22 protein-coding genes are annotated in these 25807 nt (G+C 41.9%); 19 read left to right on the top strand and 3 right to left on the bottom strand.

Features of this window, described 5'->3' with window-relative positions:
• Window positions 1–32: 32 nt before the first annotated feature.
• The 8 genes from RHS_RS04005 to RHS_RS04045 all read left to right on the top strand — a co-directional run bounded on the left by RHS_RS04005 (window position 33) and on the right by RHS_RS04045 (window position 8841).
• The gene (locus RHS_RS04005; RefSeq protein WP_027292219.1) at window positions 33–554 is read left to right on the top strand and encodes a GtrA family protein; all 522 of its coding nucleotides are present in this window, start codon (window positions 33–35) and stop codon (window positions 552–554) included.
• 96 nt (window positions 555–650) lie between these two features.
• Window positions 651–3089 (top strand): glycosyl hydrolase, encoded by a 2439-nt coding sequence (locus RHS_RS04010; protein ID WP_047832376.1) that lies wholly within the window; start codon window positions 651–653, stop codon window positions 3087–3089.
• Between the two features lie 375 nt (window positions 3090–3464).
• On the top strand, window positions 3465–4307 hold the full coding sequence (locus RHS_RS04015) for an aldo/keto reductase (RefSeq protein ID WP_027292217.1): 843 nt from the start codon (window positions 3465–3467) through the stop codon (window positions 4305–4307).
• Between the two features lie 210 nt (window positions 4308–4517).
• Window positions 4518–5270, top strand: a complete 753-nt coding sequence (locus RHS_RS04025; protein WP_047832378.1) for a flavodoxin — start codon at window positions 4518–4520, stop codon at window positions 5268–5270.
• A 186-nt stretch (window positions 5271–5456) separates the two neighbouring features.
• The gene (locus RHS_RS04030; RefSeq protein ID WP_047832379.1) at window positions 5457–6575 is read left to right on the top strand and encodes a metallophosphoesterase; all 1119 of its coding nucleotides are present in this window, start codon (window positions 5457–5459) and stop codon (window positions 6573–6575) included.
• 116 nt (window positions 6576–6691) lie between these two features.
• A complete protein-coding gene (locus RHS_RS04035; RefSeq protein WP_047832380.1) occupies window positions 6692–7786 on the top strand; it encodes an aldo/keto reductase in 1095 nt (364 codons plus the stop codon).
• Window positions 7787–7896: 110 nt separating this feature from the next.
• Complete coding sequence (locus RHS_RS04040; RefSeq protein ID WP_047832381.1) at window positions 7897–8652, top strand: carboxymuconolactone decarboxylase family protein; 756 nt, start codon at window positions 7897–7899, stop codon at window positions 8650–8652.
• Between the two features lie 18 nt (window positions 8653–8670).
• Window positions 8671–8841, top strand: a complete 171-nt coding sequence (locus RHS_RS04045; protein ID WP_395021273.1) for a flavodoxin — start codon at window positions 8671–8673, stop codon at window positions 8839–8841.
• 213 nt (window positions 8842–9054) lie between these two features.
• Here RHS_RS04045 and RHS_RS04050 read toward each other — a convergent pair whose 3' ends face one another.
• Window positions 9055–9489 (bottom strand): DUF1801 domain-containing protein, encoded by a 435-nt coding sequence (locus tag RHS_RS04050; RefSeq protein WP_027292212.1) that lies wholly within the window; start codon window positions 9487–9489, stop codon window positions 9055–9057.
• 319 nt (window positions 9490–9808) lie between these two features.
• On the opposite strand from RHS_RS04050, the gene RHS_RS04055 reads away from it, so the two are divergent.
• Window positions 9809–10792, top strand: a complete 984-nt coding sequence (locus RHS_RS04055; protein ID WP_047832382.1) for a M28 family peptidase — start codon at window positions 9809–9811, stop codon at window positions 10790–10792.
• Between the two features lie 82 nt (window positions 10793–10874).
• Here RHS_RS04055 and RHS_RS04060 read toward each other — a convergent pair whose 3' ends face one another.
• Complete coding sequence (locus RHS_RS04060) at window positions 10875–11294, bottom strand: low molecular weight phosphatase family protein (protein WP_047832383.1); 420 nt, start codon at window positions 11292–11294, stop codon at window positions 10875–10877.
• Window positions 11295–11663: 369 nt separating this feature from the next.
• Here RHS_RS04060 and RHS_RS04065 point away from each other — a divergent pair, with 369 nt between their 5' ends.
• The 4 genes from RHS_RS04065 to RHS_RS04080 all read left to right on the top strand — a co-directional run bounded on the left by RHS_RS04065 (window position 11664) and on the right by RHS_RS04080 (window position 19878).
• Window positions 11664–15326 (top strand): LamG-like jellyroll fold domain-containing protein, encoded by a 3663-nt coding sequence (locus RHS_RS04065; protein ID WP_395021220.1) that lies wholly within the window; start codon window positions 11664–11666, stop codon window positions 15324–15326.
• A 239-nt stretch (window positions 15327–15565) separates the two neighbouring features.
• Window positions 15566–17194, top strand: coding sequence for an FIVAR domain-containing protein (locus RHS_RS04070; RefSeq protein ID WP_047832385.1), 1629 nt, complete (start codon window positions 15566–15568; stop codon window positions 17192–17194).
• A 328-nt stretch (window positions 17195–17522) separates the two neighbouring features.
• Window positions 17523–18413 (top strand): LysR family transcriptional regulator, encoded by an 891-nt coding sequence (locus RHS_RS04075; RefSeq protein WP_047832386.1) that lies wholly within the window; start codon window positions 17523–17525, stop codon window positions 18411–18413.
• A 139-nt stretch (window positions 18414–18552) separates the two neighbouring features.
• On the top strand, window positions 18553–19878 hold the full coding sequence (locus RHS_RS04080) for an MATE family efflux transporter (protein WP_047832387.1): 1326 nt from the start codon (window positions 18553–18555) through the stop codon (window positions 19876–19878).
• Between the two features lie 55 nt (window positions 19879–19933).
• On the opposite strand, the gene RHS_RS04085 is transcribed toward RHS_RS04080, so the two are convergent.
• Entirely contained in the window at window positions 19934–20833 is a 900-nt protein-coding gene (locus tag RHS_RS04085; protein WP_047832388.1) for a LysR family transcriptional regulator, read from the bottom strand.
• A 262-nt stretch (window positions 20834–21095) separates the two neighbouring features.
• Here RHS_RS04085 and RHS_RS30055 point away from each other — a divergent pair, with 262 nt between their 5' ends.
• The 6 genes from RHS_RS30055 to RHS_RS04110 all read left to right on the top strand — a co-directional run bounded on the left by RHS_RS30055 (window position 21096) and on the right by RHS_RS04110 (window position 25667).
• Complete coding sequence (locus RHS_RS30055; protein ID WP_395021225.1) at window positions 21096–21743, top strand: hypothetical protein; 648 nt, start codon at window positions 21096–21098, stop codon at window positions 21741–21743.
• Window positions 21744–22589 carry an ATP-binding protein gene (locus tag RHS_RS30060; protein WP_395021227.1) on the top strand — a complete coding sequence of 282 codons (846 nt, stop codon included), beginning with the start codon at window positions 21744–21746 and terminating at the stop codon, window positions 22587–22589. It abuts the gene before it with no gap.
• Window positions 22590–23285 carry a response regulator transcription factor gene (locus RHS_RS04095; RefSeq protein WP_047832389.1) on the top strand — a complete coding sequence of 232 codons (696 nt, stop codon included), beginning with the start codon at window positions 22590–22592 and terminating at the stop codon, window positions 23283–23285.
• 95 nt (window positions 23286–23380) lie between these two features.
• Window positions 23381–23788 (top strand): MerR family transcriptional regulator, encoded by a 408-nt coding sequence (locus RHS_RS04100; RefSeq protein ID WP_027292183.1) that lies wholly within the window; start codon window positions 23381–23383, stop codon window positions 23786–23788.
• A gap of 15 nt (window positions 23789–23803) precedes the next feature.
• Entirely contained in the window at window positions 23804–24355 is a 552-nt protein-coding gene (locus RHS_RS04105; protein WP_027292182.1) for a flavin reductase family protein, read from the top strand.
• 139 nt (window positions 24356–24494) lie between these two features.
• A complete protein-coding gene (locus RHS_RS04110; RefSeq protein WP_044294270.1) occupies window positions 24495–25667 on the top strand; it encodes an iron-containing alcohol dehydrogenase in 1173 nt (390 codons plus the stop codon).
• Window positions 25668–25807: the final 140 nt, after the last annotated feature.

The following is a 25807-nucleotide window of genomic DNA, read 5'->3' on the forward strand; positions in this document are numbered from 1 at the left end:
TGCCCGGAGCAGATTTTTAAGGAGGGTAACAGATGAATGCAGTAAAGAAATGGATAGATGAACATCCTTCATTGTGGGAATTTATCTTATTCAATCTTCTTTCAAACTGTGCGACAGCAGCAAATTTTATTGTGATGTGGGTGTGTACCGGATTAGTATTCCGGTCTTTTGCTGACAAACCTTTCCAGTTCCTGATCTTTCACTATACCAATGTGGAAAGTGACCTGGGACTATGCGGGTTCCTGAGTTTCCTCACTGCAACGGCATGTGCGCAGACCGTAAATTTCATTGTACAGAAGAACCTTGTGTTTAAATCAAATGCAGATTATGGAAAAGCAGTACCGAAATACATTTTACTGGCAGTGATACTGGTGCTTGTATCTGCTGCCCTTCCGGCTTACAGTCAGGCATTTTTTGTAAATATAGGGCTTCCACTGAAAATTGCGCCGACACTGGCAAATGTAGCGAATATAGTAGTGCAGGTAGTGATCAGTTATCCGGCTATGAAGTTCTGGATAATGCCAAATGTGGATAATAAAAAAACAGTGAGATGATGATATGGAAACATGGTGTATTAAATTTGGATTGATCCATGAAATGAAAGAGTTCAGGGTATTTTGCCTGAATGAAAAAAGGAGGAGACACCAGGCATGAAGCATGCGGATTTAATCAGTAAAATGACTGTGGAAGAAAAGGCAGCGATTTTAAGCGGAGATTCGGAATGGACGTCGAGGGAAATTAAAAGACTTGGAATACCGGCAATTTTTTGTGCTGACGGACCTCATGGTATCCGGAAACAGGCAGGAGCGGGAGACCATTTAGGACTTAATCCGTCCCTCCTGGCTACCTGCTTTCCGACTGCAGCGACGATTGCCAACAGCTGGGACGAACAGCTGGGACAGGAGCTGGGAGAAGCACTGGGAGAAGAAGCTGCGGTTCAGGATGTAAATGTACTGTTAGGACCGGGGCTTAATGTGAAAAGGAGTCCTCTTTGCGGAAGAAACTTCGAATATTTCTCTGAAGATCCTTATCTGTCGGGGAAAATGGCAGCATCTTATGTAAGAGGAATTCAAAGCAAAGGGGTATATGCCTGCCCGAAACATTTTGCCGTTAATAGCCAGGAACTACGCCGGATGGCAATGAATGCCGTACTGGACGAACGTACGATGAGGGAGATTTACCTGACTGGATTTGAAATCGCAGTGAAGGAAGGAAATGCGAAAGCCCTGATGACAAGCTATAATCAGGTAAACGGAACTTATGCCAATGAGAATAAACATCTGCTAAAAGATATACTTCGTGATGAGTGGGGATTTGATGGGATTGTCATAACAGACTGGGGTGGATCCAATGACCACGTAAGTGGGGTGGCTGCGCGTTCGAATCTGGAGATGCCTGAACCGGGACTGGATTCAGCCAGACAGATTATTCTGGCTCTGGAAAGGGGGGAACTGTCGGCAGAAGAATTGGATAACTGTGTAGATGATCTGTTAGATGCAATCTTAACTTTAAAAAAGGAAGGCGGGAAAAAAGGAGAGAATTTTGACCGGGATGCACATCATGGGTTAGCAAGAAAGGCAGCGGCACAAAGCATTGTACTTTTGAAAAATACAGCCCAACCCGAAGCAGTTCTTCCATTAAAAAAAGGCTGCAGCGTGGCGCTCATCGGGGATTTTGCCATTGATCCACGGTATCAGGGATCGGGTTCTTCTATGGTAAATCCTACAAAGATTGAGACTATGGAAAAAGTAATCGGTAGTTACCCGATAAATTGTGTTGGATGTGCTTCGGGATATCACCGAACAGGTAAGAACGATGAAACGATGAAAAGGGAGGCTTTGCAGCTTGCACAGCGTGCAGATACCGTGATTTACTGCTTTGGACTGGACGAAATTAGTGAAGTGGAAGGGATGGACCGCAGCCATATGCGGATACCACAAAACCAAATTGAGCTTCTGGAAGCACTTGCGAAGGTGAATCCGAATATTGTAGGGGTATTGAGCGCAGGGTCCTCCATTGAAATGCCGTGGCATTACTGCTGTAAGGCAATTTTACACGGTTATCTTGGCGGACAGGCAGGTGCAAGTGCCGTGATGGATGTGCTGACCGGTAAGGTGAATCCCTCCGGAAAATTAAGCGAAACCTATCCGGTACGCTATGAAGATACTCCTGCATTTCTTCATTTTAAAACATGCTCTGGTACAAAAAGAAATTCTGAATACCGGGAAAGTATTTTTATAGGATACCGCTATTACGATACTGCCAGAATACGGGTACGATATCCGTTTGGCTATGGACTATCTTATACATCATTTGCCTATTCCAAATTAAAAGTAACGAAGGAAGGAATTGAATTTGTACTTACTAATACCGGGAAACGAGATGGTGCTGAGGTTGCCCAGATGTATGTTGGCGGGCCAAAAGAGAAGATTTTCCGTCCGTGTAAGGAATTAAAAGGTTTTGCAAAGGTATTCCTAAAAGCGGGAGAAAGCAAGCGTGCTGCCATTTTGTTCGATGATAAAACGTTCCGTTATTGGAATACCAGGACCAATGCCTGGGAAGAAGAAGGCGGGGATTACACCATATATGTGGGTGCAAACGTATCAGATATCCGGCTGGAAGAGGTGATTGCACGGGAAGGAACTACAAGTGAAATGCCTTATAATTCCGAAATAATGCCGCAGTATTTCTCGGGTCTTGTTCGGGAAGTAAAGGACGCAGAATTTGAAGAGTTGCTGGGACACCCTATTCCATCAGAAACATGGTCCCGAGAGTTGGGAATTAATGACGCTGTCTGCCAAATGTATAATGCAAAAAGTGGTCTCGCCCGGTGTATATATAAAATACTCACTAAGATGAAAGCGAAAAATGAAAGGAAGGGAAAACCGGATCTAAATCTTCTGTTTATTTATAATATCCCTTTCCGCGGAATTGCAAAGATGACGGGCGGTGCAGTCAGCATGGAAATGGCAGAGGGAATTGTTGCCATAGTCAACGGACATTTCTTCCGGGGGATGGCAAAGGTGATCGGCGGATACTTTAGAAATGCCAGAGCAAATAAATTATATGAGAAGAAGTTGGGAAATTAAAGAGAGGAGATTATTGATGGAGGTGCAACTGCGTATTACTTTTATGGACCTTTGAAACCTACAGAATAGCAGGAGATACAACAAACATACGTTATAGTATAAACTAAATATTTATACAATGGTAACATATTGGAGATTCCGGGTTAAGTAAATGAAAGGTATAATAGCAGCATAGGAAAATACTCGGAGGTGGATGATGCCCATTCAAGGTTGCAGCTTAAATGAATCGAGACTTCTTATGAGGCCTCGATTTGTTTATAATAAAGCTGCTTCTTAAAGCTCAGGTACAGGCTTTGGATGAACAAAAGCAGCATCATTTTGCATGGCAAAAGAGGTTTTCGAAGAATAAAACACGAATGGAAAGGATGGTATAATATGGAATATATAACATTAAATAACGGAGTAAAAATGCCGCAGCTGGGATACGGTGTTTATCAGGTAAGTAATGAGGAGTGTGAGGGGTGTGTGCTGGATGCTATTAGTGTTGGATACCGCTCTATTGATACGGCACAGGCTTATGGGAATGAAGAAGCAGTGGGCAGTGCAATTATAAAATGTGGTGTGCCCAGAGAAGAATTGTTCATTACAACAAAAGTATGGATATCTAACGGCGGCTATGAAAAGGCGAAGGCCTCCATTGAGGAATCTCTGAAAAAACTGAAGACAGACTATCTGGATCTGCTTCTGATTCATCAGCCATTCAATGATTATTACGGAACCTACCGTGCCATGGAGGAAGCCTATAAGGCGGGAACACTGCGTGCGATTGGTGTTTCCAATTTCTATCCGGACAGATTAATTGACCTTTGCCAGTTCGTGGAGGTTATACCCGCAGTCAATCAGGTGGAAACCCATGTGTTCCAGCAGCAGAAGAAAGCCCATGAGGTAATGAAAAAGTATGGTGTGCAGCATGAGTCCTGGGGGCCTTTTGCAGAGGGAAGAAAAAATTTCTTTACCAATTCAGTGCTCACGGAGATTGGACAAAAATATGGGAAATCATCTGCACAGACAGCACTGCGCTTTCTGCTGCAGAGTGGTGTGGCAGTCATTCCGAAATCCGTTCGCAGGGAGCGTATGGAGCAGAACATGGAAATATTTGATTTTACACTGGATGCATTGGATATGCAGAAAATTGCAGATTTAGATACGGAGGAGAGTCTGTTCTTCTCCCACTATGATCCGGCTATTGTGGAAATGCTGACGAAAAGGGGAATTTAAGGATATGAAAGTATTATTGACAAACGGAAGCCACGGGTTCATATTTGGAACCCCCTGTCCACTGTGGAGCGGCTCCCGGCGGGATGACCTCTTTTCTGGACCGGGTCTTTTATGCAGACCATGCGCATTTTTGGAAAAAACATGGCATTTTTCATGTTTCATGCGCTGTTTACCTCTCAAACGCTATAATATGAAAGGCAGGATCATCATATGAAGAAAAGAATCATGGCTGCTATTTTGGCAGCAACATTACTTATTGGATTAACAGCATGTGGAAGCACCACTGATGAGACAACTACAGCATCTGATCCTACTGCGGAAAGTGCAGATAAACAGGATAAAGAAAGCACAAATAATCAAAGCACAGATAATCAAAGCTCAGATAATCAAAGCACAGATAATCAAAGCACAGATAATCAAAGTACAGATAAAGATAGTACAATCACAGACATTGAAAATGCAGCAGTGGCAAAGGATAGCGGAAAAAGCCTTGTTGTATATTATTCAGCAACAGGAAATACAGAAAATGTTGCCACTACAATTGCAGAGGCTGCAAACGCAGATTTATTTGAGTTGGAACCGGAAGAACCATATAGTGATGATGACCTGGACTGGAGAAACGATGACAGTAGAGTAAGCAGGGAACACGATAATCCAGACAGCAGAGAGATTAAGCTTACAGCAGCTACGGTTGATAATTGGGAATCTTATGAAACGGTGTTTATCGGCTATCCTATCTGGTGGGGAATTGCAGCCTGGCCAGTAAATGGATTTGTTAAAGCGAATGATTTTACCGGGAAGACAGTTGTTCCATTTTGTACTGCCACTTCCTCAGGTATTGGAGAGAGTGGAGAGCTGCTTCAAGAAATGGCAGGATCAGGAAATTGGCTTGAGGGTGATCGATTCCGCTCCGGGACATCCTCAGATGATATTCAGTCATGGCTGAGGGATCTGGGACTGTAATTAGGTGAAAGATGCTTGAAAGGCATGGGTTAGGCAGAGAATTTAAGCAATAGACATAAGAAATAAAGGATTTTATAATAAAATTGAATGGATTCCTGCATTAAAGGAAACATAGAAGAAAGGATGGATCTCGCCCCTCGCTGTGAAGCGGTAAGGTGGGGGTTTCGGTAAGCAAAAGAGGGAACTATGTCAGCATATTTGATGATAATGATTGTATTGGCAGCAGCCCTGGGTGTATATGTGTATCACACAGTTAAAAGAATTATGAAATTTTATGGATTCAATACTTCCGGGAAATTTTTAAGAATGGTAAATATCGCTCTGGTTATATATGTAATTGTTTCCTGCGTAAATATGTGGAACACAAGAGCAATGGTGCTTCTGCATATAGTTGCCTTGTTTATTCTGACAGATATGATTGCGCTGGTGTTGAAAAAACTTTTTAAAAGCTGGAGCACATATAAAGCCTATAAAGTATGCAGAAAACTATACGGCTGCGGTCTTCTGCCGGTTGTGCTCACCATTCTCCTGTTGGGGTATGGATATGAAAATATGAAGTATGTGGTAAAAACACAATATTTTGTTGAAACCACTAAAAATGTGAGCAATTACAGGATCGTTTTAATTACAGATACCCATTATGGCACAATACAAAGTCCGGATATCTTAAAAAATCGTATTTCAGAAATTAATACCCAGAGACCTGATATTGTAATCCTGGGCGGTGATATTGTTGAGGAGGGGACTTCAAAAGAATCAATGCAGGAAATATTCGGACTGCTGGGGATGCTGAACAGTAAATATGGTATTTATTATGTATATGGAAACCATGACAGGCAGCCTTATACAGACAGCCGGAGCTATACAGATGAAGAACTGACTGAGGCCATAACAGAAAACGGGATTTCCATTCTGGAGGATGAAAATGTAGTAATTCAGGATGATCTGGTGCTTGCAGGCAGGGGCGATGCTGCATGGGGAGGTACATCCGGAAGGGCTTCCACAGAAGAAATTCTGGAAGGGGCTGACCGGAATAACTATATTGTGATGGCAGATCACCAACCGATTGCGGCAGAGGAAAATAATGCGCAGGGGGTAGACCTGCAGCTTTCCGGTCATACCCATGCAGGTCAGATATGGCCTGTAGGATGGCTGTCCGAATTGGCAGGAGTCTTAAACTACGGAGAATATCAGAAAGGAAACTGCAAGGTAATTGTGTCCTCCGGATTTACAGGATGGGGATACCCGGTAAGAACAGAAGGTAATTGTGAGTATGTAATAATAGATATTATGGCGGTACCTTGAAAACATTTAAGATAATAAACGTAATTCGTAAATAGAGATGTATATGGCTCTGTCATGTGCCTTAAAACATTTAAGATATTAAACAAGATATTAGAGTTCTAATGGAGGTCATTTTTATGGAATATAGAAAACTGCCCCGCGGTGGGGAAGACATCAGCATTCTCGGATTGGGCACAAGCTCTGTTGGTGCTGCTTCCGAAAGAGAGATTGAGGAAACCGTAACGTTTGCTTTGGAGAATGGGATAAATTATTTTGATATGGCATCGGCAGATGCAAAGCCATTTGGTGCCTATGGTCGGGCAGCAGCAGGCAGCCGGGATAAGGTTTATTATCAAATTCATTTTGGGGCAAATTATGAAACCGGAAGTTATGGCTGGACGGTGAATCTGGATACGGTGAAACAATCCATAGACTGGCAGCTACGGATGCTAAAGACAGATTACATAGATTTTGGTTTTATCCACTGTATTGATGAACCTTCTGATTTGAAAAAAGTTCTGTCCGGGGGAATTCTTCCGTATATTCAGGAACTGAAAAAACAGGGAATCGTGAGGCATATCGGTCTGTCTTCCCATACCCCTGCACTGGTGAACCAGGTGCTGGATATGGATCTGATTGATATGGTAATGTTCAGTATCAATCCAGGATATGACTATAGGCATGGGGATTATGCCATAGGAAATGTTGAAGAACGGATGGCTCTTTATCGCCGCTGTGAAGCAGAGGGTGTGGGCATTTCAGTTATGAAAGCATTCAGCGGCGGACAGCTGCTGAACGCCAAAACTTCGCCTTTCGGGAAAGCATTGAGCGAGTACCAGTGCATCCAGTATGCGCTGGATAAGCCTGGTGTTGTGACGGTACTGCCCGGTATTCGGGGGAAATCGGATCTGGAACGTATTTTAGGCTTTTTCACAGCATTACCGGAAGAACGGGATTACTCTGTTTTGGGTACTTTTGCACCACCGGCTGCGGAAGGAATCTGTGTGTATTGCAATCACTGTCAGCCTTGTCCTGCCGGGCTGGATGTGGGGCTTATCAATAAATATTATGATCTGACAAAGGCAGGAGATAAACTTGCCCACAGTCATTATTTAAAACTGGAGAAGAAGGCGGATGCGTGTATTGGATGCGGACATTGCGATTCCCGTTGTCCTTTCCATGTAAACCAGATGAAGCGAATGAAAAGTATAGGAACTTATTTCGGGGAATAGTTGATAACGCCACTTTAATTGCGTTCCGGGATCGTCAGTTATACAGTGCGGACGCTGGCAAAGAATATGACGTTTCTGATAAAAATGAAGAACAAAAGGGAGGATTAAATATGGCAGTAAAACAGACAGCAGGAAGAGATGTTTTAGGTGAATTTGCGCCTGAATTTGCGGCACTGAATGATGATGTATTGTTTGGACAGGTGTGGAGCCGGGAAGATAAACTTTCCTTGAGAGACCGCTCCATAATAACCGTGGTTGCACTTATGGCGCAGGGGCTTGTGGATTCCTCGTTTCAATATCATCTCATGACAGCAAAAAAGAATGGTATTACGAAAACGGAGATTGCGGAAATTCTTACGCACGCTGCCTTTTATGCCGGATGGCCTAAGGCATGGGCCGCTTTTTATATGGCAAAGGAAGTGTGGGCAGAAGCATTGGGCGGAGATGATGCAAAGGCAGAGCATGAGAATCGTATGATATTCCCTATTGGCAGTTCCAATGATGGATATGCAATGTATTTTACGGGGCAGAGTTATCTGGCACCGGTATCTGCAGAACAGGTGGGTATTTTTAATGTGACTTTTGAACCGGGCTGCCGTAATAACTGGCATATCCATCATGCAGACCAGGGCGGCGGCCAGATTTTAGTCTGTGTGGCAGGGCGCGGATATTATCAAGAATGGGGTAAAGGGCCTGTACTGATGACACCAGGCGATGTTGTTAATATACCCACTGGTGTGAAACACTGGCATGGCGCCGCACCGGACAGTTGGTTTTCTCATCTGGCAGTGGAGGTGCCTGGTGAGAACAGCAGCAATGAATGGCTGGAGCAGGTTGATGATGAACAATATGGAAAAGTAAAATAAGAAGGAGTAAGCTACCATCTGGAGGGTAAAACAATCATACCATTCGCTACGTCCGGAGGCAGTGAAATGGGAAATACGAATACAGAATTGGCGGATTCCTGTAAAGGGGCTGATCTGCGGAGAGGCAGACGTTTTGACGCAGGTACAGGAGAAATAGAACTGAAGGAATGGGCTGAAAATTTTTTATAATGTTTTATATGTGCAGGGATATACCAAACATAATCGGTTTGGTACATCCCTGTTTTTATATAACACCTGGTATTATGATAAAAGCAGTTAAGAAACACGAAAGAATCCATTTAGAAGTTGTTTATCTTGTTGATAGATGCATAAAGTCTGCCCTCCAGGGAATGTATCTGATTCATGAAGGAGACGGGGGAATGAACGGGGCAGGTCATTCTGTCAGGCATCCTTGTCTGAAAGCTTGCTGGCATAGCTCATCGCTTTGCCCAGCATTTCTGCCAAAACAGAGGTATCAATATCTGCAAGTTTGTTTATATACACACAGCTTTTGCCTGATGTGGTCTTGCCCAACCGTTTAAGATAGCTTTGTAGTTCCGGCTCGTCCAAATAAAGATGCAGCGTGATTTTTCTTTTCGTCACAGAAAAGCCGGTAGCATAGATCTCCCCACTGTATCCGGAGGCGCAGCGGTACTTGCAGGTTCCATAGCCGATAAACTTTTCTCCCCATACCACGGGTGGTTTCCCAACGGTTTTCTCAAATATATCCAGCAAAGTTTTTGCGTCTGCTTGCTTTTTTTCATCCGGGATTGAGTCAATTACTTGCATTGGGTCTTTATCAGTAGGCTGGGTTTTCAATGTGTATTTACTTTTCATCTTAGACTCCTTTGGTTTTAGTTTGGGTATTCCGTTTACGTCTCACAGCATTTTGCCGGATCGCAGAATCAAAGGTAACATACTTACATTATTCTTTCGGAGTAAAGTGTTTATGCGTAAAAAATAATTTTATGGTATTTATCAAATAGTGTCGCCAGTATTTGATCTTCCATTTGCTATTGAAACATAAAAATAAGTCTTTATGGCATACACGGAAGACTTCTGTATTTTGTATTGACGCAACAGAATTGTATATCTAATATGAATTAGGGAATAGTATAACGAAAAAAGTACCATATATACAAGGAGGAACTGAATTTTGAAGCCGAGACGTAGGCTGTTAAGGTCACTGATTATCGTAGCAGCCTTTATCCTGATTGTATCAATTCTATACTATATATTTGTCTATGCTAAAGTATATAATTCATCCAATATAAAAGAAAATACCTTAATAGGAAGTAAGGTGGAATCTGTATATCCGGAAACTACAGTAGCTTACCTGACATCTCCGGAGAAAAGGGATGCAGGGACCAGGGGAAATGCAGAAGCAGCACAATATATAAGAAACTACTTTGAAGCGTTGGGGTTAAAACCTTTTCAGAATAATACGTATTATCAACGTTTTACAGCCCAGAATTTGAAAAATTCACAATTTAAGATTCTACCGGTAAGTGGAGAAGTAGAAAATGTCGTCGGAAAAATGGAAGGCGCAGACAGTTCTAAAGCAGTGGTAATATCGGCACATTTAGATTCATTTGATTCAAAAGGTGTAATAGATAATGCTTCTGGTATCGCAGCACTATTGGAAGCAGGGAAAATCATATCCCAAAGATTGGAAAATGATGTATTTCCAATAGATATTATACTGGCTGCATATAATGCAGAGGAAATAGGACTTTTGGGAAGTGAATACTTTTATCAGGAAATGACAAAAGAATATAAAGATTTTTATAATATAAATATGGATTGTGTCGGAGTTCTGGATAAGCCGCTGGCGATTCAGAATAATCATCGTGAGTCGGAAAATCTTTACCGGGATTTCGGGGAATATTTTGATAAATATGATATACCTACCAAGGACGTATTATATGCATTTGATGGTACTGAGGTAATAGGTACAAGTGACCATGAGATCTTCCAGAATAATGATAGAGCTGCAATCATATTGGGAGAAGATGGATTGGCGGAAATCGTTAATACCGAAAATGATAATGATACGTCTTTGCTGGATTACAGCGAAATAATAAGATTATCAAATGTGGTGGCTGATTTTGTATTAGACAGCGGGGGAAGAGTTTATTAAATTAAGTGTGTACAGTGTGGGTGGCAGGCTAATCAAATAATGGTTAGCCTATCACCCCAATCTGAAACTCACTATTAAGATTTTACTTTGAATTTTGCAGAGTTGATAAAGTCTGGTATCTGGCTTTCATATCTATTACTTTGCTTTCAATCAACCGTATCGTGGCTGTAAATTCATCATCCGCTTTGCCGGTTGGGTCCGAAAGCCCCCAATCTTCACGATATTTGCATGGCATGGCAGGACAGGCAACATTGCATCCCATAGTAACGACGATATCAACCTCTGGAATATCTGATATCAATTTAGGAGCCTGTGATTTTGTCATATCAATGCCATAGATTTTTTTAACAAGCCTTACTGCATCAGGATTAATATTTTGTGCGATCATTGTTCCGGCAGAATAACATTCAAAATCCCCGGCTGCAAAGTTTTTGCAAAGTGCTTCTGCAATCTGTGACCGGCATGAGTTATGTACACAAATAAATGCAATTTTTATTTTCATTCTATTCCAACCTCATATTCATAAATTTCGATATGAAAACAATAACACTAAAAGCGACTGATGTCAATTTGATATTTTGTGTATGGAATATTTTATGAGTGTGATCTCGGAGTTAAAACGTCTTACCGGACGTCTCTATCTGTTTTCTTTTAGTGCCTGAAAAAGTTCAAATTGGCTTAAAATATCCAAGATTAATTCGGATCTTCTTGAAATAATAATAATTAACATAAATTTAATCCTAAAAACCTTAAAAAAGCCTGTGCTATAATAAATGTAGATACAAAAATGGAAGGATTTTCAGGGTTACTCTAATGAATATGCAGAGAGGAGAAGGAAGAGATGAGGAAGAAAAATATAAGGAAGGAATATATGAAACGTAAAAGATATTTTGAACTTGGAAAATCTAAAAAATTAATCATTATATTATTAGCAGCAGCTATGATAGGTAATCAGTCTGTTGCATATGCAGAAGCCGGTGGGGATTTTGATATTAAGGATGAAACAAATTTGAAGAACGCAGAACTTCCCAGTGCAGATGTTTTTAATGTTGATTTTTCAATTGGATTGGAGGACCGATCACCAATGCAAAATCAACTGGGAAAAACATTGGGATCTCCGGAAATTGCTAATGACAGGGAATTGAATAAAAATATTGCAAATTTTAATGGAAGGTCAGCATATATTTATTCTTTTGGAAAGAAAAATTATGATAAAATCAGCCAGAATTTAACAATGGAATGTCTGGTAAAGTTTAAAGATATTCCAACCGGTGAACATGAGTTTTTCTCTAATCAGGAATATGGGGGCATTGGTTTAGGGTTAAATAATGGTATGCTTACTTTTTTTGCGCATGTAGATGGAAATTACCGGCAGCCTGAAGCAGAAGTATCTGCAAATCAATGGTATCATATAGCAGGGGTGGTAGATGGCAAGGAAGTAAAGCTGTATGTGAATGGAGAGCTAAAGGCAGTAAATACAGATGCCTGGAATACAGGAATACAATTCCCTTCCTCCACAGATGCCTGGAATATGGTCTTAGGTGGAGACAGTACGGTAGATGGAAGTGCAAATTTCTTGTCAAATGTAGATATTGGATTTGCCAGAATATACAGTGAGGCTTTATCAGATGAACAAATCAGTATTATGAATGAAAATGCGTTTGAAGGAGCAACAGTAGAAGCAGGCAGCCAGATAAATCTTGGATTGATTGGATCTTCCGGTATCGCAGAAGAGGCTTCCTGGAATCTGAATATCCATGGAAATAAAAATAAATCAAATGATATAGACAAGATCGAGTATGATATTGTTTATGATAACACCCTTATGGAATATAAAAATGTGCAGCATCTAAAAGAAGGTGTTACGATTACAGAAGAAGAAAGCGGAAGACTGCATGTTGTTTCTGAAATGGATCTATCAACAGAAAGTTTCCATAATTATAACGCTACCAGAATGGGAAAATTAAACTTTAAGATAAAAGGAATATCGGATTCTGTTACGACGACAGTATATACGGATAATTTCAAAGCTTATTCTTCAAACAAAGAGGTCACAGAAACTTTGGAAATGCTTCCAAAGGCCGAAAAAGAGATGTGTCTCTATGGGAAAAATATGCTTGATGTTAATGAGGACGGGATTATTGGTGCAGGAGATATCGCACTTGCTGAGGACAATTTAAAAGCTGCCGTCGCTGGGGAGGCATCCATTTATCCATACAAACATGCCGTAATTCTCACAATGGACGGCTCAGGTAATGTGTGGGATCCGGACGCAGTATACTATGCCCCAAATAATGATGTAATACCTACGAAGCATTCGGATCCGGAAACAATGGGCAAAAGAAAAAATACATATGCAATGAAACTTATGAATGAAGAATTTGCAGCCAGTTATACTGCCCAATCGACTGTGCCGTCTATTTCGGCGCAGAACTACTTCTCAATTCTTCATGGGATTCCATGGATGGACGTACCAGTAGATTATCAAATCGATAATGATATGGCAAGTGTCAGTTATTATACGGATTATGGAAGAAAAACACCGCTGTATCCTTCTGTTTTCAAGGCGGCTGAAGCTGCATTTCCAGAACGTCAGAATGTGGCATTTACTGAGTGGGCAGAGATTATGGATGGTATTATTGAACCGGATGCTCCGGTGATATGCAGCGTTTCTGAATCTCAGAGAAGTTTTTATGATGTAGCAGATTATATTAGGAGTAAAGAATATCAAAATACGGCAGTGGTATATATGCAGAATGACTGGATGGATCATGTAGGACATGGAAGAGGGTATTATTCGGATGTGTTCTGGGATGAACTTCAGCAGTATGATGATCAGTACAAAGCAGTTATTGATGCCTTAAAAGAAAGCGGAGAATATGATGAAACCCTGATTGTAACGAATGCTGATCATGGTGGAAGCGGTTATGGGCATGGTTCTCTTGATCCATCGAATATGGATATATTTATAGGAGTAGGGGGACAGACGGTTAATTCGGGAACTCGCTTGCAGGGAGGTACAAATGCGGATATTTCCCCTATGGTTTTGTCAGCGCTTCGCATGGAAGTACCGGAGTCTATGACAGGCCGGGTATTTGACGAGAACATGTTTCTTACCCAGGAAGAGATGAGTAAGAAAAATCGTGATATTGAAAAAGTTGTATTAGAAAGAGGGAAAAGCACAGCGGTACTATCTCTCGAAAATCAGAAATCAGATACAAGGGTGATAGATGCAGTTATTGAATTAAATGGTGCAGAAGTTGATGATGTTCGTATAGACAATGGTAATATTCTTCGGCAGGAAACGGCAGACGGGAAGCTGAAACTGACTATTTCTTATGAAAGCCAGCCAGAGCGCCTTGCTGAAATTACCTATATATCAACAGGCGATGCGCAATTGGCACTGGAAGAGATTATGCTTGGAACAGAGGCGGGAAAAGAAATTTACCCTGATATATTGAATACCGTAGAGAATGATGATCCTGAGCCACCAGTTTCAGCTGATTTAAACAGTCTGAAGCTTGCAGTGGGCATGGCTGAGAAATTAGAAGCGGAGCAAAAAGAAAATATATGTTTTACAGATGAAAGCTGGAGCAAAGTACAGGAAGCCCTGGATATTGCAAGAGGATTGCTGGAAAACCCGGAAGCAGCACAGGCAGATGCTGATGAAGCTTTCCTGAATCTGATTACGGTATGCAGCCTTTTAGAGGAAGGGGTGCATAAAGCAGGACTAAAGGCGACGATAGAGGGGACGAAAGCGATCCTGGATGACGAGGCGGGACTGTCGGGGTATGCCCTGGAAAGTATTGAGAAAGTAAGAACTGCACTTGCAGAAGCTGAAAAAGTATTGGCAGAGACCAGTGCGGATCAGCAGACGGTCAATGAAGCAAGCCGGAAATTGATGGATGCAGTTACCAGTTTGATGGTGAAAAACGAGGGGACAAGGCTGGAAATCCTGATTCTAAAAGCAAATGAACTTTTGAAAAATAAAGATAAGTATACGCCTTCAAGTGTGCAGGCGCTGGAACAGGCATTAGAGGCAGCAGAGGCTGTGGCTGGTAACAGCCAGGCGGCAGATCTACAAATCAATGATGCCTATAACAAACTGGCAGAGGCTATGACCTCACTTGTGAGAAAAGCGAACAAAGAGGAACTGAAGAATGCTCTGGACAAGGCAAATGAGATCCTGACTAATACCGGTAAATATTTAACGGAAAGCATTGCCGGGCTGGAAGCAGTGATAGATGAGGCTCAGGCAGTTTATGACAATGAAGATGCAGACAGCAATAAAGTAGGAGAAACTCTTAAAAAACTGGTCAATGAGATTCTGAAGGCGCGTTTGATGGGAGACGTGGATATGAACGGAAAGGTGAATACCGCTGACTCTTCAAAGGTATTAAAATCTGTGGCAGAGCTTGAAGAACTTACGCAAGAGCAGCATAAAGTGGCGGATGTGAATGGTGATGGCATCTCTGACGGTACTGACGCAACGTTTATATTAAAGTATGCAGCCGAAAGAATAACGGAGTTTTAGAACAGGTTAAATTTTCTTAAAATAATCCAAAAACTACAAAATAATGCAAGTAGTAACCCATAATATCTTGATAAAATATTAGATTGCCTTAATATAATCCTAAAGTTATCCGTGTCCTTTATGGTAATATATTGTCAATAGAAGTAAATTATTTCTTCAATAATTTTAATGAGCGTCAAGGGATAAAAGGAACATATTAATCAGACTCTGATGCCAGAAAATGAAAAGGAAAAGAAAATATGAAAAAAAGTGGAAAAAAGTTTACAGCAGGGATATTAATCGGTGTATTAGCGGCTTCGTCTCCATTTTCAGCTTTGTCCGGGACCATAAATGTGCATGCAGAGAGTATCACGGAAGACGAGCCTCTGACTCAGGAAATGCCGGAGTTCAATGAAGGATTCAGGAGCAGCAATGCAAATGTTGATGAAAATAAGTCTGCTGCGGACAGCCTGAAGCTTGCAGTAGCCGAGGCTGGGAAGTTAGAGCAGCAGCAGAAAGATTACAACTGTTTTACAGCGGAAAGCTGGGAAAGAGTACAAGAAGCATTGGATGAAGCAAGAGCAATGCTGGAAAAGCCGGAATTAACCCAGGAAGAGATTGATAAGGCTTTTCTGAAACTGATTACGGCTTGTGATCTTCTGGAAGACAGCGTACAAAAAGTAGGGCTGAAGACGGCGATCGATGGAGCCAAAGCTATTCTGGAAGACGGTGCGGAGCTGTCGGGCTATACCCCTGAAAGCATTGAAGCAGTAAAGGCTGCACTTGCAGAAGCGGAAAAAATATTTGCAGATATCAGTGCGGATGCGCAGACGGTCAATCAGGCAAGCCGGAATCTGATGGATGCCGTTACCAATATGAAAGAAACAAAAAAGCCGTCAAAGGCAGATTTGAATAGGAAAATTTCAGAAGCGAAAGCTATTAAAAAAGGCAGCTATACCGATGCTTCCTTCCACGCTTTAACCGTTGCCATTGCAGAAGCAGAAAAAGTTGCAGCAGATCCGAATGCAACCCAGGCAGCGATTGATGCCCAGGTAAACGCACTGAAGAATGCAATCAGCAATCTGAAAGTAGAAATACCACAGCCATCGAAGACAGCACTATATGCAAAAATTGCGCAGGCAAAAGCGATTAAGATCGGCAATTATACAAATGCATCCTATAGCGCGCTGACGGCAGCCATTGCAGCTGCAGAAAAAGTTGCGGCAGACCCGAAAGCAGCACAGGCAGCCATCGATGCACAGACTGCAGCGCTGGCAAAAGCAATTCAGGGATTAAAAATTGACGCAGATAAAGAAGCGGCTGTACAAGTAAAAGCTGCAACAGTTACCGCAAAAGCTGCAAATCAGGCTTCCAGATACATTAAATTAAGCTGGAAGAAAGTTTCCGGAGCGGATGGCTATGTTGTAATGAACAAAACTGGCAAAGGATGGAAAACAATTAAAACAATTAAGAAAAACAGTTCCACATCCTATGTTTACAAAAAAGCAGAACTTGGCAAGAAATATACTTTTGCAGTAAAAGCATACAAGAAAGCAGATGGAAAAACAGTTTATAGTAAGTATAAAATAGTTACTATAAAGGCGGTTCCTCAGAGTCCCACAATAAAAGCAAGAGAATTGAAAGGAAACATCAGAGTAACCTGGAAGAAAGAATCTTCTGCAGTAACCGGATACCGTATTTACAGGAAGACAGGTAAAAAATGGAGCCGCATCGGAGTTGTTAATGGCAAAACTACCAGATTTACAGACAAGAAAGTAAAAAAAGGTAAAACATATACTTACAAGGTACGTGTGTATAAAAAAGCGAATGGTAAGAATGTCTATGGTAAATACAGCAACGAGATAAAAGTTAAAGTAAAAGTAAAATGATCATTAAAAAATGATTGGGAAAATGCCCTGGTGAAAAATTAAAGCAGATCTAGCAGGCAGAAAGAAATGTGGAAAATTGTTTCTAAGACAGACGCGCGAAAAAGGGAATCAGCGATTGAATTTAATTAGCTGATTCCTTTTTTGTATTAATTCAACCCATTATGCCCGCCCAGGCACCTGAGTCTTGCCTTGAATATCAATTTGTCCGTTTCAAAACGTCGTCACTGCCGTGATGGGGGCGGGGCTGTTAGGAATAAGATTTTGCAAATTTTACTTTGATTTGTTATGATATACCCATAAGTATATTTTTCAGGAATGGGGTGAACGTTTGGAAATCAGAGTGTTGAATTATTTTTTAACTGTAGTACGGGAGGAAAGCATATCGAAAGCAGCAGCAGTACTGCATATAACACAGCCCACACTGAGCAGGCAGCTGGCCCAGCTGGAGGAAGCCGTGGGGGTTACGCTGTTCCACAGAGGGACACGAAAAATTACCCTTACCAGTGAAGGAATTCTGCTGCGCAGGAGGGCGCAGGAAATACTGGAGCTGGTTGACATTACGGAAAGGGAACTGGCGGAGCAGGAAGAGCTGATTGAAGGGAAAATCTCAATTGGCTGCGGAGAGCTGGCATCCGTAGGAATTCTCTCGGAGCTGTTTGATACGTTCAGCAAAAAATATCCCGGTGTCAATTATGATTTATTTACTGCAAATGCAGATCAGATCAGAGATCGGATGGATAATGGCCTGACAGACATCGGGCTTTTACTGGAGCCGGTTGATATGGACAAGTATGATTTTATACGGCTGGATATGAAAGAGAGCTGGGTGGTACTGATGAGACCCGACGATCCCCTTGCCAGGAAAGAGTATGTTACAGCCGCTGATTTGTCCGGCCTGCCTATTATTATGGTAAGACGTCCCAATGTACAGAGTGAGCTGGCAAGCTGGTTTGGTGATTACTTCAAGGATCTGCATATACTCTTTACCAGCAATTTAAGTACCAATGGTGCGGTCATGGTATACCGGGGATTGGGATATTCACTGGTGGTTGAAGGGTCCCTGCCATTCCTGGATAAAGAAAAAATCTGTTACCGTCCGTTGTTTCCGGAATTGACAGCCACAAGTGTATTGGCGTGGAAAAGAGGACAGCCGTTTGGACCCGCTGCAGCAAAATTCATCGAACACATTAAATGCTTTTTAAGCATGAGTAAGACATAAAACATAGGTATTAGACATATGAAACCGCAGAAATTATAATGTAAATGTAGAGTAGAAATATTCTTCTCAGAACATTTACATTATTTTTTTCGATGAAAATGACGGAGGAGGTAATGCAGAAAAGACAGGAGCAGTGAAAATGTTTTCAAATCAAGATTTAAGAAAGTTGATTTTCCCGCTTGTGATTGAGCAGGCGCTTGTCATGATGGTAGGGATTGTGGATACCGTGATGGTGTCCTATGTTGGCGAGGCGGCAATTTCGGGTGTAGCTCTGGTTGATATGATAAATTATCTGATTATTGTGGTACTTTCAGCTATTGATACGGGTGGTGCGGTAATCGTATCCCAATATCTGGGAAGGAAGGACAAGAAAAATGCCGGCCGCTGTGCCAGCCAGCTCCTTTTGGTCACTGTGCTGCTATCAATAGCCATTATGGGAATCTGCCTTGTGTTCCATACAATGATATTAGAGCTTTTGTTTGGGGCGATTGATGCAGATGTAAAAAAGGCGGCAGTCACTTATTTTCTGATCACAGCCCTTTCCTTTCCGTTTCTGGGAATCTATAATTCGTCCGCTGCCATCTTCCGCTCCATGCAGAAAACGAAAATCACCATGTATGTATCTGTTCTCATCAATGTGATCAATATAGCAGGGGATGCCATTGGGATTTTTGTTTTGCATGCCGGAGTGGCAGGTGTGGCAGTACCTACGCTGGTCTCCAGAATGGCAGGTGCGGTGATTATGCTTGCTATGTCCTTTAACGAAAAAAATCAGGTGTCCGTGAAGATGAGAGAAATCTTTGCCTGGAATAAAGAGACCGTTAAAAAAATCCTTCGGATTGCGGTTCCAAATGGTATAGAAAATGGCTTGTTTGCTTTGGGAAAAGTGCTTGTCACCAGCATTGTGGCATTGTTTGGCACATACCAGATTGCCGCCAATGGTGTGGCAAACGGCATTGACCAGATTGCAATCCTGGTAGTAAATGCCATTAACCTTGCCGTGGTGACTGTGGTAGGGCAGTGCAGCGGGGCAGGAGAATATGACCAGGCCGAAAAGTATACAAAAAAACTTATGAAAATATCTTATATCGCAACGGGAACCCTTGGTCTTGGAGTTTGTCTGCTGCTGCCGGTAATTCATGGATTTTATATAATATCGGAGGAGACGTGGAAGCTGGGCTGCATTCTGGTTGTGATGCACAATGTGATGGCATTTTTACTTCACCCCACTTCGTTTAACTTATCTAACAGCCTTCGGGCATCAGGAGATGTAAAGATAACCATGTACATTGGGATCGGATCTATGCTGGTGTTTCGGTTGGGAACGGCTGTTTTCCTTGGGATCGTTTGCAATATGGGGATTATTGGTGTATGGATTGCCATGGGCATGGACTGGCTGGCACGTTCTGTTGCATTTTCAATCCGATATAAAAGTGGGAAGTGGAAAAAAATTCGGGTGATATAAAGTACTGATACCTATATTTAATGAAACATAAAAACACTTTAATACATATGTGGAATTAGATCAAGTCCGTATCAAGATACAGCCGCAAAACCTCTAAAAACTTTTGTGATGGTTTAGAAAACAACTGATATTTCTTCCAGATAATGCTCAGTTCATTTTCTAGCTTGGGTGCAAGCGGGCGAAAGCAGAGATTGCTGTCTCCGGAGGTATTGATGATATGAGCTAAGCCAATAACATACCCAAGACCTTCTTCGACCAGCAAAGAAGCATTAAACATAAGGTTATAAGTTGCAGTGATGTTTAATTCGGATACTTCCAGATTTAGCCACCGGATAACATCTCCGCCTCTATTTTCCTGCTGGGATAGGATTAGAGGTTTGTTCCACAAATCCTCTGGCGTAATCAATTCTTTTTCTGCTAGAGGAGAATCCTTACGCATTAATACCCCCCATATGTCTGTATCTGACATTTTTAATGCGTTGTATTTTGTTAAATCCACCGTTCCAAATACAACGCCAAAGTCAATAAGTCCTTTATCTAGTTGTTCCATGACAAAAGTGGCATTTCCACTGGAAATATGGTAATGGATTCCGGGATGAGACTCCTGAAGAGTCTTAGCGGCTTTGGCGATCAGACGCACGGCATCTGTTTCTCCCATCCCGATATAAACATCACCTAAGATAATATTGTCGGAAAGCGTGATTTCAGACTCTGTTTTCTTTACCAGTTCCAGTATCTCTTCTGCGCGTTTCCGCAAGATCATGCCTTCTTCCGTCAGTGTAACCTTCCGTGACCCCTTTGTCCCCCGTATCAGAAGCTGCTTGCCCAATTCCTCTTCCATATTTTTAATTTGTGTGGAAAGGGTGGGCTGGGAAAGATGCAGAGACTCTGCAGCCCGTACAATGCTCTGCTCTCTTGCTATTGCCAGAAAATATTGAAGTACTCTTAATTCCATTAGTAAATCTCCTTTGCAATAAGATTTACTAATACTTTAACATGAAAATGTATAGGTTTCAACTATGATAATGAATATGATATAAGTATTGGCTATTATTATTCGCTCGGACTATACTGTAATTGAAAACAGAAGTCGTTTTAAGTGCAAATAAGGAGGCGGAAAATGAAAGAATTCAAGAACCTGACCTTTGACGCAGAACGGTCAGGTAAAAATAAAATACCGGATACCTGGTTCAGTAACGATAAAGGAGAGTAAGATATTGACAATTAAGAAAAAAATCAGGATATCCAATATTATGATGGTCCTGATTCCCATCTTATTTACGGCAATCGTGATAAATGTTTGCCTGCACACATCATTGGGAAGTTACTGGTATACTCTGGAAGCCATGTACAGCGATGAAAACAGTATTCAGTTTGCTCAGAGCATGATCTATACCTACCAGCAGGAGTTGTGGGAGAATAATTGGGGGCAGGGGAAATACCCGGATGCGATATCTGAAATAAACCGCAGTGACGAGATGAACCATCTGGAAGATAAGCTGTCAGGGATGGGATACCAGTTCATGATCACAAAAAATGAAAAGTTGATCTATACCAATCTTACGGAAGAAGATATGCAGGCGGCCCGGTCGGTAGCCGGGGATGCGATTGATACGGCAAAGACTCTTACCGCCAGCAGGCATGAGGTTTCTGTTATCAAGAATACTTTTTATCATGGTGAGAAAGTATTTTGTATTACGGCTGTTCACCGTCAGCAGACAGATCAGGGGGTTGTGAATTATCTGAAGAATTATATCCTGAAATACTTGATTGGAATACTTGCATTCTTTGTAGCACTGACTGTATTTGTGAATGGAATAACCTCCTGGTGGATATCAAGAAGCATCTTAAAACCGCTGCATTAGTTGAGTCTGGGTACAAAAGAAATCCGGGAAGGGAATCTGGATACCAGGATGGAATATCAGAAGAAAGATGAGTTTGGGGAAGTATGCAGGGACTTTGACGAGATGCGTGCTTATCTGAAAGAGTCCGTTGACCAGCGCCTGAGAGATGAAAAACGCAGACGTTCTCTCATCACCGGTATTTCCCACGACCTAAGGACGCCACTTACATCCATCAGCGGCTATCTTGACGGGCTGATGGATGGGATTGCAGATACCCGGGAAAAAAGAAGCCGTTATCTGCAGGCAATTAAGACCCGTACTGGGAATCTCGTGAGCCTTGTGGACAGTCTTTCGGAGTACAGCAGGCTGGACAATGGGTTCCGGTACCGGATGGAGAGAGCAGATTTTAAGGATTTTGTGGATCAGTACCTGGGAACCTATCGATCTGACGCAGAACAGAACCATGTGGAAATAACATTCTTATATGGAAAAGAGACCTATCCGGTACAGATTGACAGGGAGGAATTCAAACGGGTGTTTGACAATCTGTTTGCAAACACGGTCAAATACCGCACGTTAGAAAAATCAAACATTCAGATATCACTAAAACGCACGATGGAAGGCACGGATATTGAACTGGTATTTCAAGATGACGGACCGGGAGTGCCATGTGAGAGCCTGGAACAGATATTTGACAGTTTTTACCGGGTGGATGATGCAAGAACCCAGTCTGAAAAAGGAAGCGGCATTGGGCTGGCCGTGGTGAAAGAAATCATTCTTGGACACGGCGGTAAAGTCCGGGCGGAGAACAGGGAAGGGCTGGCTATGATCATCCATCTTCCAATAACCAGGGAGGATATAACATAGATGGAAAAAATATTGATTGTGGAAGACGATGAACTGATTGCGGAGCTGGAGCGGGATTATCTGGAAGCCAATGGGTTCGGGACTGAAATTGCTTATAATGGGCTGGAAGGAGAAAGAAAGGCAAAAACAGGAGGCTATGATGCTATTTTACTGGATGTGATGCTTCCGGGAAAAACAGGATTTGATGTATGCCGGGAATTGAGGCGGTTTTTACATCTGCCGATTATTATGGTGACGGCAAAGAAAGAAGATATCGACAAAATCCGGGGACTTGGTCTGGGTGCAGACGATTATCTGGTGAAACCCTTCAGTCCGGCAGAACTGGTAGCCAGAGTGAAGTCCCATATCCATATCCACAGTCTGCTGCTGGAATCGCAGGATGAAAATGCAGAGACTGATATCACTTATCAGAATCTTACCATTCTTCCAAAATCCAGAATGGTGTATCTGGACAAGAAAGAGGTTATCCTGGTAAACAAAGAGTTTGAACTTCTGCTTTTTCTGGCAGAGAATCCGAATATCGTCTTTTCTAAAGACACACTTTTTGACCGCATATGGGGAATGGATTCCATAGGAGATATGGCGACAGTAACGGTACATATCAACCGCTTGCGGGATAAGCTTGGAAAAAATTCAGAAAAAGCACAGTTTATCGAGACTGTCTGGGGAGCAGGATACCGTTTCAGAATTAGCTGATGAATAGAAAAAAAGAAAAAAGGGTATTGACCTTGAGTTAGGTTCAGGGTTTATAGTCATTACAGAATCGATTCTACAGACAGGAGGAATGAAATATGACCATTAAAGAGGCATCCGAAAAAACTGGCATATCCGTTGATAATCTCCGTTATTACGAAAGGATAGGACTTATTCCGGAAGTACCGCGCAGTGCTTCCAAAATTAGAAATTATGATGATGTCACGTTAAGCTGGATAGATTTTGTAATGCGCTTTAAACGTGGTGGCATGGCACTGGAATCCATTCGTGAGTATGTACAGCTTGCGATGGAAGGGGAAGAAACAAAACCCGCCAGAAAAGAAATTTTATTGGAAACAAAAGAACAGCTGGAAATTAAATTAGTGGAAATCCAGGAAAGCCTTGATGTAATCAGTTACAAGCTGGACACTTATGACCAGAAATGCGGTCCCGTCACGATAGATATGGTAAATGACTGGAAGAAGAAAAAAGAACAGGAATCATAAATTTGGAGGTAAACCATGAAAAAAGATATTGGAAAATCATTAGCATTATATCCGACACCCTTAGTAGTTGTAGGGGCTGTTGTGGAAGGAAAACCAAACTGGCTTTTAGTCGGACATTTGGGAATTATGGGCCATGACCACATTATGGTGAGTCTGGCAAACGCACATTACACGAATAAGGGCATCAAAGAAACAAAAAAGCTTTCCGTAGCAATTGTGGACGAAGCAATGCTTACAAAAGCAGATTATGTGGGCTGTGTCAGCGGCGCGAAGGAAGATAAATCTGGAATATTTGCTTATCATATGAGCGATTCTGGGGTACCAATCATGGATGAGGCACCTGTGGTTATGGAGTGCAGCGTTGAGGATATCTATCAAACACAAGGATTTGAAAGCTTTATCTGCACCATCGACCATGTTTATGCAGAGGAACAGGTAATCAATGGACAGGGAAAACTGGATTATCATACTTTAAAACCCGTACTGTTTGAAATGCCAACCTATGAGTACCTCCGGACCGGAGATATCATTGGGAAATGTATGAAGATTGGTAAAGAGGAAGCATAACAGGCAGTTTGCTGATAATCGAGAAACAAACAGTATTTGCAGCATCGTGCATTTAGATTTCCTATTTGCAGCATATCAGATGCAGAGAAAACTGTTACATATAAAATAGAAATTAGAAGATAAAAAGGAGAATTTAAACATGTTAGGAAATTTTGCGTTTACAAACCCAACGAAACTTTATTTTGGAGAAGATTCCTTAAGCTATCTGAATGAGGAACTGCCAAAATACGGAAAGAATATACAGCTTGTATATGGCGGCGGCTCCATTAAAAAGACAGGCATTTACGATAAGGTCACAGCAATCTTAAAAGCCAATGGAAAAGCAATCTTCGAGGATGGCGGCGTTATGCCAAATCCAACGGTTGAAAAGCTCTATGAGGGTGTTCAGATTGCAAGGGAGAATAAGGTGGACTTTATTTTGGCGGTGGGCGGCGGTTCCTGCTGCGATTATGCAAAAGCAGTCTCTATATCTGTCAATTGCAAGGAGGATCCGTGGGAAAAGTATTATCTGAAATTCGAGGACGTGGATGCAGACACAAAGATTATCCCGGTAGGATGTGTGCTGACTATGGTTGGGACCGGGTCTGAGATGAATGGCGGCGCAGTGATAACAAACCATGAGAGTAAGCTGAAAATCGGACATATCTTCGGAGAACGGGTATTCCCGAAATTTGCCGTTTTAAATCCGACCTTTACCTATTCCCTGCCGAAGTACCAGATGGTATCCGGATTTTATGATATCCTGAATCATATCTGCGAACAGTATTTTTCAGGAGAGGATGATAATACATCTGATTATCTGATGGAGGGACTGATGAGGTCACTGATCCACAGCTCCAGAATTGCAATAAAGGAGCCGGAAAACTATGAGGCAAGAAGCAATATCATGTGGACGGCCACATGGGCACTGAATACCCTGGTAGCTATGGGAAAAACCACAGACTGGATGGTGCATATGCTTGGCCAGGCAGTGGGTGCTCATACAGATGCAACACACGGTATGACACTTTCTGCTGTCTCGCTGCCCTATTACCGACATATCATGCCATACGGGCTTTTGAAGTTTAAAAGATTTGCAGAGAATGTCTGGAATATTAATCCGACAGGAAAGAGTGATAAGGAAGTTGCAAAAGCTGGTTTAGATGCGATGGAAGCCTGGATGAAAGAGATTGGTGTAGTGATGAACATCAAGGAACTGGGTGTGACAGAGGAGATGCTGGATGACCTTGTTAAGAGTACCCTTGTTATGGAAGGTGGTTATAAAGTGCTGACACCTGAAGAAATTAAGGTGATTTTTAAAGAAAGTCTGTAATATGGATATATAAAAGGCCTGTTTCCAGTCTGCCATACCATTCGCTACATCTAAAGGTAGTGGTATGGGCTGAGAATTTTTATAATGTTATATATTTTCAGGGATGCACCAATCTTAAGCGGATTTGGTACATCCTTTTT

It is taken from the genome of Robinsoniella sp. RHS (assembly GCF_001029355.1).
Taxonomy (GTDB): domain Bacteria; phylum Bacillota; class Clostridia; order Lachnospirales; family Lachnospiraceae; genus Robinsoniella; species Robinsoniella peoriensis.

Bases quoted from the DNA above. Each gene is read 5' to 3' on its own strand.
- RHS_RS04040 (WP_047832381.1), top strand. From the start codon at position 7,897: ATGGCAGTAAAACAGACAGCAGGAAGAGATGTTTTAGGTGAATTTGCG.
- RHS_RS04035 (WP_047832380.1), top strand. From the start codon at position 6,692: ATGGAATATAGAAAACTGCCCCGCGGTGGGGAAGACATCAGCATTCTC.
- RHS_RS04070 (WP_047832385.1), top strand. From the start codon at position 15,566: ATGAAAAAAAGTGGAAAAAAGTTTACAGCAGGGATATTAATCGGTGTA.
- RHS_RS04110 (WP_044294270.1), top strand. From the start codon at position 24,495: ATGTTAGGAAATTTTGCGTTTACAAACCCAACGAAACTTTATTTTGGA.
- RHS_RS04080 (WP_047832387.1), top strand. From the start codon at position 18,553: ATGTTTTCAAATCAAGATTTAAGAAAGTTGATTTTCCCGCTTGTGATT.
- RHS_RS04105 (WP_027292182.1), top strand. From the start codon at position 23,804: ATGAAAAAAGATATTGGAAAATCATTAGCATTATATCCGACACCCTTA.
- RHS_RS04030 (WP_047832379.1), top strand. From the start codon at position 5,457: ATGTCAGCATATTTGATGATAATGATTGTATTGGCAGCAGCCCTGGGT.
- RHS_RS04085 (WP_047832388.1), bottom strand. From the start codon at position 20,833: ATGGAATTAAGAGTACTTCAATATTTTCTGGCAATAGCAAGAGAGCAG.
- RHS_RS04005 (WP_027292219.1), top strand. From the start codon at position 33: ATGAATGCAGTAAAGAAATGGATAGATGAACATCCTTCATTGTGGGAA.
- RHS_RS04100 (WP_027292183.1), top strand. From the start codon at position 23,381: ATGACCATTAAAGAGGCATCCGAAAAAACTGGCATATCCGTTGATAAT.
- RHS_RS04095 (WP_047832389.1), top strand. From the start codon at position 22,590: ATGGAAAAAATATTGATTGTGGAAGACGATGAACTGATTGCGGAGCTG.
- RHS_RS04060 (WP_047832383.1), bottom strand. From the start codon at position 11,294: ATGAAAATAAAAATTGCATTTATTTGTGTACATAACTCATGCCGGTCA.
- RHS_RS04050 (WP_027292212.1), bottom strand. From the start codon at position 9,489: ATGAAAAGTAAATACACATTGAAAACCCAGCCTACTGATAAAGACCCA.
- RHS_RS04025 (WP_047832378.1), top strand. From the start codon at position 4,518: ATGAAGAAAAGAATCATGGCTGCTATTTTGGCAGCAACATTACTTATT.
- RHS_RS04015 (WP_027292217.1), top strand. From the start codon at position 3,465: ATGGAATATATAACATTAAATAACGGAGTAAAAATGCCGCAGCTGGGA.
- RHS_RS04010 (WP_047832376.1), top strand. From the start codon at position 651: ATGAAGCATGCGGATTTAATCAGTAAAATGACTGTGGAAGAAAAGGCA.
- RHS_RS04065 (WP_395021220.1), top strand. From the start codon at position 11,664: ATGAAACGTAAAAGATATTTTGAACTTGGAAAATCTAAAAAATTAATC.